Source organism: Pseudonocardia xishanensis, from assembly GCF_039541715.1.
GTDB lineage: Bacteria > Actinomycetota > Actinomycetes > Mycobacteriales > Pseudonocardiaceae > Pseudonocardia > Pseudonocardia xishanensis.
Genome location: NZ_BAABGT010000032.1, coordinates 319,531 through 332,207, shown reverse-complemented (window position 1 = coordinate 332,207; position 12,677 = coordinate 319,531). Strand labels below are relative to the sequence as shown.

At 71.6% G+C, this 12,677-nt stretch carries 10 protein-coding genes and 2 pseudogenes; 9 read left to right on the top strand and 3 right to left on the bottom strand.

What is annotated here, in order from left to right; all coding sequences use genetic code 11:
* Positions 1-11: 11 nt before the first annotated feature.
* From ABD993_RS14585 to ABD993_RS14555, 7 genes and pseudogenes are all read left to right on the top strand, one after another.
* Positions 12-911, top strand: a complete 900-nt coding sequence (locus ABD993_RS14585; RefSeq protein ID WP_345417437.1) for an MBL fold metallo-hydrolase — start codon at positions 12-14, stop codon at positions 909-911.
* A 41-nt stretch (positions 912-952) separates the two neighbouring features.
* On the top strand, positions 953-2,656 hold the full coding sequence (locus tag ABD993_RS14580; protein ID WP_345417434.1) for a class I adenylate-forming enzyme family protein: 1,704 nt from the start codon (positions 953-955) through the stop codon (positions 2,654-2,656).
* 63 nt (positions 2,657-2,719) lie between these two features.
* The gene (locus ABD993_RS14575; protein WP_345417431.1) at positions 2,720-3,580 is read left to right on the top strand and encodes a hydantoinase/oxoprolinase family protein; all 861 of its coding nucleotides are present in this window, start codon (positions 2,720-2,722) and stop codon (positions 3,578-3,580) included.
* The gene (locus ABD993_RS14570) at positions 3,504-4,553 is read left to right on the top strand and encodes a hydantoinase/oxoprolinase family protein (RefSeq protein WP_345417428.1); all 1,050 of its coding nucleotides are present in this window, start codon (positions 3,504-3,506) and stop codon (positions 4,551-4,553) included. Before ABD993_RS14575 ends, ABD993_RS14570 begins: the two co-directional genes overlap by 77 nt.
* Positions 4,540-5,616 (top strand): annotated as a pseudogene (locus ABD993_RS14565) (hydantoinase B/oxoprolinase family protein); the annotation flags it as partial. The gene ABD993_RS14570 and the pseudogene ABD993_RS14565, both read left to right, overlap by 14 nt.
* Positions 5,517-6,575: a hydantoinase B/oxoprolinase family protein gene (locus tag ABD993_RS14560; protein WP_345417425.1), complete on the top strand. Its 1,059-nt coding sequence runs from the start codon at positions 5,517-5,519 to the stop codon at positions 6,573-6,575. The pseudogene ABD993_RS14565 and the gene ABD993_RS14560, both read left to right, overlap by 100 nt.
* Before the next feature lie 119 nt (positions 6,576-6,694).
* Complete coding sequence (locus ABD993_RS14555; protein WP_345417422.1) at positions 6,695-7,528, top strand: PaaI family thioesterase; 834 nt, start codon at positions 6,695-6,697, stop codon at positions 7,526-7,528.
* Positions 7,529-7,591: 63 nt separating this feature from the next.
* On the opposite strand, the gene ABD993_RS14550 is transcribed toward ABD993_RS14555, so the two are convergent.
* Together ABD993_RS14550 and ABD993_RS14545 are read right to left on the bottom strand one after the other, a co-directional pair.
* Positions 7,592-8,389: an enoyl-CoA hydratase/isomerase family protein gene (locus ABD993_RS14550; protein ID WP_345417420.1), complete on the bottom strand. Its 798-nt coding sequence runs from the start codon at positions 8,387-8,389 to the stop codon at positions 7,592-7,594.
* A 37-nt stretch (positions 8,390-8,426) separates the two neighbouring features.
* Positions 8,427-9,221 carry a coniferyl-alcohol dehydrogenase gene (locus tag ABD993_RS14545; RefSeq protein ID WP_345417417.1) on the bottom strand — a complete coding sequence of 265 codons (795 nt, stop codon included), beginning with the start codon at positions 9,219-9,221 and terminating at the stop codon, positions 8,427-8,429.
* A 652-nt stretch (positions 9,222-9,873) separates the two neighbouring features.
* On the opposite strand from ABD993_RS14545, the gene ABD993_RS36735 reads away from it, so the two are divergent.
* On the top strand, positions 9,874-10,782 hold the full coding sequence (locus ABD993_RS36735) for an alpha/beta fold hydrolase (RefSeq protein WP_425568995.1): 909 nt from the start codon (positions 9,874-9,876) through the stop codon (positions 10,780-10,782).
* Positions 10,783-11,017: 235 nt separating this feature from the next.
* Here the strand turns inward: ABD993_RS36735 and ABD993_RS36730 are convergent.
* A pseudogene (locus ABD993_RS36730) lies at positions 11,018-11,071 on the bottom strand (hypothetical protein); the annotation flags it as partial.
* 210 nt (positions 11,072-11,281) lie between these two features.
* Between ABD993_RS36730 and ABD993_RS14540 the strand changes: the two are divergent.
* On the top strand, positions 11,282-12,511 hold the full coding sequence (locus ABD993_RS14540) for an NAD(P)/FAD-dependent oxidoreductase (protein WP_345417414.1): 1,230 nt from the start codon (positions 11,282-11,284) through the stop codon (positions 12,509-12,511).
* Positions 12,512-12,677 lie beyond the last annotated feature (166 nt).

The window sequence follows — 12,677 nt, the reverse complement described above, 5'->3', positions numbered from 1 at the left end:
GGAGTAACACGATGACGACGCCCGGATGGACTCCCGAGGACTACGGGGCGGTCACCGTGCTCCGGGCGGCGAACGGTGGCGGGTACCCGTACGGGAACTCGCTGCTGGTCCGCGGCACCGCGGCCACGCTGCTGGTCGACCCCTCCCTCGCGCTCGTCGGGGGCGGGGTTCCCGGCGCGGACGCGGTGCTGGTCAGCCATGCGCACGAGGACCACCTGGTGGGGGTCGCGGGACTCGCGGCGCCGGTGCACGTGCACGAGGCCGACGCGGCGGCCGTCCGGTCCAGCGAGGTCCTGCTCGCGGGCTACGGACTGCCCGCGAACGCGGCCGCCGCGTTCGGCGAGACGCTCGCCGCCGACTTCCACGTCGGCAGCAGGCCCGACGCCGTGGGCGTCCCGGACGGTCACGTCTTCGACCTCGGCGACCGCACGGCCACCGTCGTGCACCTGCCGGGGCACACGGCGGGCCACAGCGGGCTGCTGGTCGAGCCGGACGGGTTCTTCTTCGTCGCGGACATCGACCTGACGTCGTTCGGGCCGTTCTACGGCGACGTCGGCAGCAGCCTGGAGGGCTTCGAGCGGTCCATCGCGACCTGCGCGGGGATCGAGGCGCGCTGGTACGGGACCTACCACCAGAAGGGCGTCGTGGAGGGGGTCGCGGAGTTCCGCGGCAGGCTGGACGCCTACCGGGACGTGCTGGTGCGCCGGGACGCCGCACTCGTCGAGTTCCTGAGCGAGCCGCGCACGCTCGCGGACGTGGTGGACCATCGTTTCGTCTACCGCCCGCACGTCGACGAGCCGTATGTTCCGACGGTCGAGGCACGCACGGCCGAGCAGCACCTCGCCCGGCTCGTGCACCGCGGCGCCGTCGCGGAGACCGAGCCGGGCCGCTTCCGTGCCGTCGCGGGTTAGCCCCCGGGCAGTTCCCCCCCGATCCCCCGCAGGAGCCACCGATGACTTCCTCCGCGACCGCTGGCGCCGACGCGCGGGCCGCCCGCTACCGCGATCTCGGTCTCTGGACCGACCAGCGCATCGGGCTGCTGCTCGACGCTGCGGCCGCGACCTGGCCGGACCAGGAGTTTCTACTCTTCGAGGGGCGCAGGCTGACCTACCGGGAGCTCGCCCGGTGGGTCTGGACGGTGGGGGCGGACCTGGTGGCCCGCGGGATCGGGCACGGCGACCGGGTGCTGGTGTACCTGCCGAACACCCTGGAGTCGATCGTCGCCCAGCTCGCGGCCTGGCGGATCGGCGCCGTCGCCGTCCCGGTGATCACCATCTACCGCGAGCACGAGATGCGCCAGATCGTCGCGGACTGCAGGCCCGCCGCGCTGGTCACCGCCGCCGCGCAGGGCAGCCGCGGTCTGGTCGCGGAGATGGAGCGGGTGCTGTCGGACACCGGAGTCGAGCCCGTTGCCCGGTACATCGTGGACGGTGAGGTGCCCGGCTGGGACCCCGTGCCCCAGTCCCTCAACGAGGCCGCCGACGAGATCGCGCTGCCCGAGCCCGGCGCGGCCACCGACTGCTGCACGATCCTTTACACCTCCGGCACCACCGCTGCTCCCAAGGGCGCCCAGCTGAGCGGACGGGGAGTGCTGGCCACGGTGCACTCGATGCGCCGGGTGCAGGGCTTCCACCTGGGTGACGTCATCGTCAACGGCGCCCCGGTCTCGCACCTGTCGGGCTTCCTGTGCGCCTGCGTGGTCCCGCTGGTGACCGGGTGCCGGGTCGTGCTGCTGCGCAAGTGGGACGCCGAGGCCGTGGTCGCGCTCGCCGAGCAGGAGGGCGGCACGTACTCGCACGGCGTGCCGGTGTTCCTGCAGGAGATGGTCGACCTGTACGAGGCGGGCCGCTCGCCGGGGTACCGGCTGACGAACTACATCAGCGGCGGCTCGTCGACCCCCGGGCACCTGCTCGAACGGGCCGCCGCACTGGGCATCTCGGCGGGCCGGGGGTATGGGATGACGGAGCTCTCCGGCACCGTCGTCGTCGTGCCGCCGGACACCCCGCCCGCGCGGGCCGCCGACTTCGAGGGCCGGATCTTCCCCGGCTCGGAGATCGAGGCACGCGACGAGGACGGCACCGCGCTGCCCCCGGGCTCGCTCGGCGAGCTGTGGATCCGCAGCCCCCAGCTGATGATCGGCTATACCGATCCCGCGCTGACCGCCGAGCAGGTCGACGCCGAGGGCTTCTTCAGCACCGGCGACGTCGGCGTGGTCGACGCCGAGGGCTGGGTCCGGATCGACGGCCGGATCAAGGACATCATCAACCGCGGCGGGGAGAAGCTGCCCTGCAAGGACATCGAGGAGGCCCTGACCTCGTTCCCGGGCGTGGCCAGGGCCGCGGTCCTCGGGGTGCCGGAGCCGCGGCTGGGCGAGCAGGTCTGCGCCTTCGTGGTGCCCGCCGAGGGCGTGCCGTGGACGGGGCCGGAGACGGTGGTCGTGCACCTGGAGTCCGTGCAGCTGGCCAAGCAGAAGATCCCGGTGGAGTGGCACGTGCTCGACGCCCTGCCGATGACCGCCTCGGGGAAGGTCCGCAAGCACGAGCTGCAGGCGTGGCGCGAGAAGACGCTGAGTGACGGGGCGCATGACGGGCGTCCGCGCCGCCGGTCCGTCGTCCGACATCGATCGGACTCTTCAGTTGGAGGAGCGGATGAATAACGATGCCAGGCCCTCGATCTTCGTCGTCGGCGTCGACGTCGGGGGCACCACACCGACGTCGTCGTGGTCGCGCCCGACCGGACGGTGCGCGGCAAGGCCCTGACCACCTACGACGACTTCAGCCGGGGGATCCTCGCCGGCATCGAGCAGCGCAACGTGTCCGACCTGGTGCCGCGGCAGGCGCTCGTGGAGATCGACGAGCGGGTGGACCACGCCGGGAGCGTGGTGGTGCCGCTCGACGAGGCGGCGGTGGCTTCGGCGGCCAAGCGGCTCGTGGAGGAGGAGGGGATCGAGGCGATCGCCCTGTGCTTCCTCAACAGCCACCTCAACCCGGAGCACGAGCGGCGGGCGCGGCAGATCGTGGGGGCGCAGTACCCCGACCTGTTCACCTGCTCCGGCTCGGACGTGTTCCCGGTGCGCGGGGAGACCCGGCGCTGGACCACCGCGGTCCTGAACTGCTTCGTGCACTCCGAGGCCCGGGGGTACCTGGATTCGGTGTCGCGCAACCTGCGCGCGGCGGGCCTGCGGTCCGAGCCGGTGTTCTTCCAGGGCGTCGGCGGCGGCATCTCCCGGGAGCGTGCCGGCGACGCCCCGCTGGCCCTGCTCGGGTCCGGGCCCGCCGCGGGTGCCAACGGGGCCAACGCGCTGGCCCGCCGGATGGGCGTCGACCGGGTGTTGGTCGGGGACATGGGCGGGGCCGGCTTCGACACTGGCGTGATCGTCGGCAACGAGGTGCGGACCACGAAGAACATCGAGATCGGGCCGTTCCTGACCGGGGTGAACCTGGTCGACGTGGTGTCGGTCGGCGCGGGCGGCGGCAGCATCGCGTGGGTGGGGTACGCCGCAGGTGGGCCCGCACAGCGCGTCCTCCACGCCGGGACCGGCGGCGCTCGGGCGGGGTGGCACCGATCCCACGGTCACTGACGCGCTGCTGATCCTGGGTCTCATCGACCCGGCCAACTACCTGGGCGGACGCCAGTCCATCGACCCGGCGCTCGCGCGCGCCGCGGTCACCGAGAAGGTGGCCGACACCCTCGGCTGGGACGTGACCGCGTCGGCCTCGGGGATCCACGACATCGTGGTGGCGAACATGGCCAACGCGGTCCGGCCGGTCAGCGTGGGGCCTGGGCTGGACCCGCGGTCCTTCGTGTTCGTGGCCTACGGCGGCACCCTGCCGCTGCTGGCCGGGCAGATCGCGGACCGGCTCGACATCCCCGAGGTGGTGATCCCGGAGAACAGCTCGGCCTTCTCGGCGCTGGGCCTGCACGGGGCGGACTTCCTGCTCAAGTCCGACCGCACCGTGGGCTGGCCGCTGGCGGACACCGGGCGGATCGCGGAGATCAACGCGACGGTCGACGCGCTGGCCGAGGAGGCCCGCTCGGCCATCCGGTCCGAGGGCTTCGCGGACTCCGACATCGGCTTCCGGCGGTCCGCGGACCTGCGGTTCCAGGGCCAGATCTTCGAGCTGAGCCTGCCGCTGCCGGACCGCCCGCTGACCGTGGAGGACCTGCCGGGGATCGCGGCGGACTTCCACGCGCTCTACGAGGAGACCTACGGCGCGGGCACCGTGTGGCGCGGCGCCGGCGTGCTGATGCTCAACGTGTCGGTGACCGTGGTCGGCCGCCGGGAGCACCGCAGCCCGTTCCGCGAGCAGGAGGCCGAGGCGGAGCCGTTCGCCCCGGAGCCGGTGGCCACGCGCACGGTGCACCTGCCGATGACCGGGCAGCAGGCGCAGGTCCCGGTGTACTCCGCCGCGGACCTCACCCCCGGCGCCCGCGCACAGGGCCCGGAGATCGTCGACGAGGGCGACACCACGATCTTCACCCCGCCCGGGCACGGGCTGCGCCGCGACCGCTTCTTCAACTACGTCCTCTCCCGGGAAGGTGTCACCCGATGACCGCCACGATCTCTGCAGGCGTTCTCGGGCGCCGACCTCGTCGCCGCCGAGCTGCACCGCAAGGCTCTCGAGCACCTCACCGAGGAGATGGCCACAACGATGGTCCGGACCTCCCGGTCCCCGATCGTCTACGAGGCCAACGGACTTCTGCACCTCGCTGTTCGACGCGGTGCCCGAGCAGCTCGGGTTCTCGGGGTACGTCCTGATGCACCTGGCCTCGTCGCTGGGCGGGGTCCGCGCCATCACCGACATCGTCGACATGGACGCGCTGCGGCCCGGGGACGGCTTCCTCACCAACGACCCGCGCTACGGCGGCGCGATGCACCAGGCGGACGTCGCGCTGATCACCCCGACCTTCTACCGGGACGAGCTGGTCGGCTGGAGCTTCTCCAACATGCACGTGCTCGACATCGGCGGGGTCGGCGTGTCCGGCTTCGCCCCCGGCGCGCACGACGTCTACGAGGAGGGCCTGCGGTTCCCGCCGGTCAAGGTCATCCGCGACGGGCGGCTCGACCGCGAGTGGGAGCGGTTCATCGCGGCCAACGTCCGCACCCCCGACCCGGTGCTCAACGACATCCGGGGCATGATCGCGGCCAACACCGGGGTCGCCGCCGAGCGGCTCGTCGCGATCATCGACGAGTTCGGCCTGGACATCTACCGCGAGCTGACGGTCGTCAACAAGGCGCTGTCCGAGCAGGTGATGCGCCAGCGCGTGGAGCGGATGCCCGACGGCGTCTACCGGGTCACCGACTGGCACGAGTTCGACGGCCACGACGGTCCGGACCGGTTGCTCGAGGTCACCGGCACGATGACGGTGTCCGGCAGCGATCTGCGCTTCGCCTTCACCGGCACCTCGCAGGTGGACGCGTTCGTCAACTCGGCCCCGTCGGCCATGGAGGCGAACTTCATGGACTCGGTGATGACGTCCATGGTCTACGGCGACTTCCCGGTCAACGCGGACCTGTGGCCGGTGACGATCTCGGTCGGCGAGCCCGGCACCGTCGTCAACTCGACGGACCCGGCGCCGTGCAGCAACGCCCACGCCGAGATCGGCACCCGCGCCTGCAAGATCACCCGGGCGGTGCGGCGCAGTCCATCGGCGACGGGCAGGACGCCTACGGGGCGACCGCGCAGACCGGCTGCGGCATCGGTGAGGTCGAGACCCACGAGTCGTTGGACCCCATCCTCACCCTGTGGCGCTCGGTCAAGCCCAACACCGGCGGCCCCGGCTACCACCGCGGCGGCCAGGGCTTGGAGCAGGCGTGGCAGCTGCGCTACGGCGACGCTCTCGACGGCCCCGGCTTCAACAGCAGCGCCGAGGTGCCCTCGCGCGGGTTCGGCGGCGGCTACCCCGGCGCCACCAGCAACCACTGCCCGCTCGACGAGCACCACGCGGAGCGGGTGATCGCCGACCGGCGCTCGCCCACTCTCGAGGCCATCGCGGCACCCGGCCGGGTGCGGTCGTCGATCGGCCGCCGGCACTTCGACCGCGGTGACGTCGAACTGTGGACGAGCGGTGGCGGCGGCGGGCTCGGCGACCCGCTGCTGCGCGAGGTCGAGCGCGTCGAGCGTGACCTGCGGCACGGCTACGTCACGGCGCGGCACGCGGAGGCCGCGTACGGCGTCGTCATCGGGCCGGACGGGCGAGTGGACGCCGAGGCCACGGCACGCAGCCGCGCGGCGGTGCGCGAGGCCCGGATCGGCGGTGTGCGGCAGGCCGAGCAGCGGCTACCCGCGGACGTCGGCGTGGCCGTCGTCCGGGCGGGGGCGGACTGGGGCTGCGGCTACTGCGGCGCCGTCCTCGCGCCCGGCGGGGAGAACTGGCGGACCGGGGGAGCGGCCGTGCTCCGGGAGACCCCGGTCCACGAGCGGTTCCGCGAGCTGGACGTGTACGTGAAGGAGCGGCTGGAGGAGCCCGCGGTGCTGCTGCGGGAGTACTTCTGCGGGCGGTGCGCCGGCGCGCTGACCGTCGACGTCGGCACGGCGGGCTCGCCGCCCGACGCCCAGCCCGCGCTCGACTGAGAGGAACCCATGGACGGCACGATGCAGGCGGTGGACCTGCTGGTCTCGGACCTGCTCACGCACGGCGCCACGGTGCATCCGCGTGCGTGGGTGGTGCCTAGTTGTGCTTCACTAGGGTGGTGACCTCCCTTCCCCTCGACGACACCACATCGGCGGGCGCGCCGACCGCGTGCATCCTCCCGGTGGTTGAGCAGCGGTTCGGTGTCCTCGGCTGCAGGCAGGACCGGGCGTTGTGGACCACCGCGCGCACCGGTCCCTGGTTGGCGAGGAGCCCCGGGCTCATCCAGACCGGGGCCATCGGGGTCCTGCTGGACCACGCACTGGGCGAGACGCTGTTCGTGCACCGAGCGCCCGGGCAGTGGTCGCTGACCACCGAGCTGGCCTACGACGTCCTCGTCCCACCGCCGTGGACCACCGTGGACTTGCACGTCGAGTCGGTCATCGAGCGCCGGGACGGCAGTGGCGGGTTCGCCCGCGGGACCCTGGTAGACGACGACGGCCGACCGCTGGTGATGGCCACGACCTGGGCGCGGTACGTGGCCGGCGACGACGGCGTCGGCAGTCCGGCTCCGGACGGTGCCCCTCGGCCGATGCCGGTGGCGGGGTCGTTGCAGGAGCTGCTCGGCTACCGGGTGCAGGACGTGCCGGACGGGCTGGCGGTCGCGTTGCCCGACGCCGGGTCGTGGACGAACGACTACGGAGTACTGCACGGGGGGATCTGGGCGGTCCTCGCCGAGCTGGCCGCGACGGAGACGTTCGCCCGCGGCCGGTCGGAGCTCGTCACCTCACACGTGCATGTGAGCTACCTGCGCAGGGCGGTCCCGGGGACGGTCTCCGCGGTGGCCAGGAGACGGCACCAGGGACGGTCGTTCGGCGAGGTCGAGGTGGACGGTATCGACGCGGACGGTCGGCCGTGCGTCACAGCCACGGTGACCGGTCGGTCTCGCGACTGAGGGTGTCGCGGGGCGGTGGGGCGGTGGTCCACCGCCCCGCGACGATCGGGAGGTCGGGGCCTGTCAGGCCTTGGGCGCCAACCGCTCGGTGGCCTTGCTCGTCCCGGCCTTGAGCCGCTCGAGCCCCTCAGCGATCTGCCGGGTGAACAGTCCGCGCTGCAGCAGGTCGTGGGTGACCCGCAGCTCGTAGGCGGTGGCGCCGACGTGGTCCATGTTGGAGGCACGCAGCGCGACCTCCTTCAGCACCGTCGTCAGCTCGGCGCCGTTCTCCGCGATCTGCTTGGCGAGGCCCAGCGCCGACTCGCGCAGCTCGCCCACCGGAACGACCTCGTCCACCAGACCGCACCGCTGAGCCTCGTGAGCGTCGATCGGGTCGCCGGTGAAGAACATCCGGCGAGCCCGCTGCGTGTTCGTCTTGCGCAGCATGCCGTGGTAGAAGCCGTTCATCGCATACTTGACCTGTGTCGACCCGAATGCCGCGTTCTCCGAGGCGATGGTGATGTCGCACATGTTGGCCAGGTCCATCCCGTAGCCGGGCGCCACCCCCGCCACGGCCGCGACCGTGGGCTTGCGGAAGTCGTAGATCGTGATCATGAGCTTGTAGGCGAGATCGGTGAAGCGGGTCCGGTCGTCTCCACTGGTCTCCTGCAGGACGTCCAGTGCCCAGCCCGCACAGAAGTACCTCTCGTTGCCGATCATGAGAACGGCGGCGACCGTGTCGTCCTCGGCCCAGGCGTTCAGCGCGTCGATGATCTCGTGGTGCAGCTCCCATCCCAGCGCGTTGCGCTTCTCGGGATGGTTGAGCTGCAGGATCCCCACCCCGTCCTCGACGGAGGTGAGCAGGTACTTGTACTCGGGCACGTCGTCCTCCGGGTTCCGTGGCTTCAGTGAATGGACACTAGAAGTCCTCCGGCGGTGGGACCAGGCCGGTGAGCAGCGCCCCGGAGATCCCGCCGTCGGCGACCACTGTCGTGCCGTTGATCCAACGCGAGTCGCGCGAGGCCAGGAACACGATCGCGGGGGCGATGTCCTCGGCCGTGGCATGCCTGCCGAGGAAGTTCCGCACTCCGTCGAGGGTGTCCTTGCCCATCGACGCCTCGAAGTCGACGAGGATGGGCGTCTCGACCGGACCGGGCAGGACGGCGTTGATCCGGAGCTCGTTGATGTCCCGGACCGCGCCGCCCATCGCCAGCGTGTAGAAGGTCGCCGCCTCCTTGGAATAGTTGTAGGCGTTGCCGGGCGGCGGGTGCTCGGCGTACCAGGCGACGCCCTCGTCGAAGCTCACGTGCCCGAGCAGGTCCTTGTAGAGCTCGGTGCGCTCGGCCCATTGGAAGCCTGCCGTCGATGACACCAGCACGATGGAGCCGCCGGTCCGGAGCCGGGTGAACATCGACTCGACCAGGTGCCGCATCCCGAGGAAGTTCACCTTGAACACGAGGTCACCGGGCAGAGTGCCCGGAATGCCTGCGACGTTCGCCAGGACGTCGAAGTCGCCCTCGATCTGAGCGAGCGCAGAGTCGATGCTCGCCGGATCGGCGAGGTCGACCTCGACGTGCTGTGACACGTCGGCCGTCGGCTTGTTGCGGTCCAGGCTCACGACCTCGGCGCCGCCCGCTGTCAGCTGCCGCACCACCGCGTCGCCGATGCCTGACGCGCTGCCGGTCACGAGGCAGCGCAGTCCCTGTACGTCCATGGACATCCTCTCCCGCGCGGACAGCGCGGTTTCTCATCCGTCGGCAGCGTTGCCCGGTGCAAGGGGACGTCATCACGGTTCGACGCCGAACGGGAAGGACTCGAACAGTCGTCCGCAACATAGACTAGTCTATGTCGACGGTCAAGGAGGGTCCACTGCACCTTCGTGCATTCTGCCCCGGCGCCGTCGCCATTATGTTCCGTCTTCCCGACGAAGGGCGAGACGTCGATGCACGCGTGGGTTTATCACGGCAAAGGGGACGTTCGCCAGGACGATCTCGGCACGAGGTGTCTGGCACCGTGGCAGCGATCGGGAAGGGGGCCCCCGTGGCCGCCGAGATCCCCGCGCGGACCAGCGACGGCAGTGAGCGGGTCACTCCCGGCACGCCGTCCGCCACCCGTCGGACGAGATCGAGTGGAGACGGCGAGTCGGCGGTGGGCCCCAGATCGACCTCCGCCTCCTCCCAGACGAACCGGCCCGCGGAACGCAGCGAGCGGGAGGGCCTGCGGCGGAAGGCCCGCGTGAGCCGACCGGTGTCCGTCATTCTGGCGTGCAGGTTGTCGAGCAGGTCCTCCCCGGCGGATCGTGCGGTCGAACACGCTGTTCGCCACAATGGACACGGAGAGTGGAACATGGTGTCCGACGCGTTTCCATGGTCGTGCCCCGAACGAAGGCTCGGGTGAGGGTTCGACTCGATCATCGTCCGCGGCCGACGAGGGGAAGTCCAGATGGCGACCGACGTTCATCGTGGAGGAGCCGGGCCCGTACTCGTCCAGTTGCACGGACTGGGAATGTCCGGCACGCATGGGAGCCGGTGTCGCCGCACCTCGAACGGTCGTTCACGGTCGTGGCGCCCACCCTGCCGGGGCATGCCGGCGGTCCAGCCGTCACGCCCCCGGATCGCGCGACCTTGGCGGGAGTGGTCGACTCGGTCGACCGGCAGCTGACGGAGCTGGGCATCGTCGGGCCGGTGCACCTCGCCGGGTACTCGCTCGGCGCGTGGGTCGCGATCGAGCTGTCCCGTCGGGGCAGGGCGCAGACGGTCGTCGCGCTGTCGCCCGCCGGCGCCTGGGCGTCCCTCGCGCTCCGCCTGGTTGCGCCGTTCCGGGCCGGATCGGCGGCGCTCGCGATCCCGGGTCTGGCCGGGTCGTGCGTGCATCCGGCGCTGCGCTGCTTCCTGCTGCGCGGGTTCTGCGAGCACGGCCCCGATACGACGCCGAGACCGCGGGGCGGTCATCGACGACATGGGATGGCTGCCGGATCGTCGGCGAGCTGCCGGCCGACGCGGTGCGGACCGGAACGATCGTCCGGAGCCCGCGTCGTGCCCGACCACCATCGTCTGGCCGATGGAGGACCGGGTGATCCCGTTCGCGGGCTACGGCGTCCCGATGCTCGAGGCCGTGCCCGGCGCCCAGCTCGTCCGGCTCGGCGGTGTCACGTTCCGATGATCGACGAACCGGATCTGGTGCGCACACCATCACGCCGGGTCGGTGCGGGCCGAGCGGTCCGCGGCGGGCTGAGGGGCTCAGGCTGGTGCGGTCCGCCCGCGGCCCAGCAGTGACATCAGGTAGGAACCGCCGACCCGGCCGTCCCGGGGCGGGAGCAAGCCGAGCTGGCGCATCATCTCGGTGATCTCGTACTGGCCGAGGTAGCGGGCCAGCAGCTCCTCGCGGACCTCGAGGAAGATGTCGCACCCGTACGTGCTGAAGGTGGCGTCGGGTGCTGCCTTCGCCGGGCCGCACGTCCGGCATCACGTCCCAGATCCTCTCGGTGTACGTCCGAACACCCTCGCGGCCATGGATGACCCCGGGCCAGAAGACGATGTCCTCCCACTCGATGTCGCCGTGCAGGAGTTCCAGTACTCGTTCGGTGTCGTGGGAGTTCCACGCCGCAAGCCAGCGGGTGGCGAAGTCCTGCAGAAGTCCTCGTCGACCGGATCCATGACCGTTCCCCCTCGTCGGGACACCGGGGTGAGTCTCGGCACTCGTCGGTTCCTGCAGCAGGCTAGTCGTGATTAACTAACCCGGGAAAACGAGCACACGCGACGGAGCGGGGAGAGCATGACGGGCGCCACCGAGACACAACGGGGACTGGTCGTCGTGGGGGCCTCCCTGGCGGGGCTCCGCGCCGTCGAGTCCGCTCGCAGGACGGGATTCACCGGACCGGTCACCCTGGTCGGATCGGAGCCGCATCTGCCCTACGACCGGCCACCGCTGTCCAAGGCGTACTTGGACGAGGCCGAGCCGCCCGCCGTCGTCTACCGCGAGGAGGACAAGCTCGCCGAGCTCGAGGTGGACCTGGTCCTCGGCGAGCCCGCCTCGGCGCTGGACCCGCAGCGGCGGGCGGTGCTGGTGGGCGACCGCGAGATCCTGTTCGACTCCGTGGTGCTCGCCACCGGTGCGCGGGCGCGCAGCCTGCCGGACACCGGACACCTCGCCGGGGTCCACACCCTGCGCACCCTGGACGACGCGCGGGAGATCCGTGCGGCGCTCGACGCGGGCGCCCGCACCGTCGTCATCGGCGCGGGGTTCATCGGGTCCGAGGTCGCGTCGGCGGCCCGCAAGCGGGGCCTGTCCGCCACGATCGTGGAGGCCCAGCCCACCCCGCTCGTCCGCTCCATCGGGACCGTGATGGGCGATGCCCTGACCGACCTGCACCGTGCACACGGAACCGAGATGCGCTGTGGCACAGCGGTGGACGGGCTCGAGGGCACGGACCGGGTGACGGGAGTCCGGCTCGTGGACGGCACGGTGATCCCGGCCGACCTGGTCGTCGTCGGCATCGGGGCGGTTCCCGAGACGGACTGGCTGGAGTCCTCGGGGATCACGGTGGACAACGGGATCGTCTGCGACGAGACCCTGTGGACCGGCGTGGCAGGCGTCTTCGCGGCGGGGGACGTGGCTCGCTGGCGCAACCCGCAGTTCGATGCGGTGATGCGCATCGAGCACTGGACCTGTGCCGCCGAGCAGGGGGGCAGAGCCGCCCGCAACGCGCTGGACACCTCGGCGGCCAAGCCCTACTCGACGGTCCCGTACTTCTGGTCGGACTGGTACGACAGTCGCATCCAGTTCGTCGGCATCCCCGGCGGGGACGACGTCGAGGTCGTCTCCGGCGCGGTGGAGCAGGGACAGTTCGTGGCGCTCTACCGCACCGCGGATCGGCTGACCGGCGCGCTGACCCTCGACCGGCAGTCGGACGTCATGAAGTACCGCACGCAGATCGCCAAGCGTGCGACCTGGTCCGAGGCTCTCGAGTTCGCACGCACCCGCGAGTCCGCCAGGGCGAGCTGACCGTCGAGCCGGCTCTCGACGTGCTGGTCCCCCCGCCATGGCGCGGGGGAGTCGTCACCGCGACCGCGCGACGCGACCATGCGCGACGCCGAGCAGGTGCAGCGGGGCCGCAGCCTGGGCGTCGCCGAGGTCCGTTGTCTCGATTCGGACGACCGGACCTGCATCC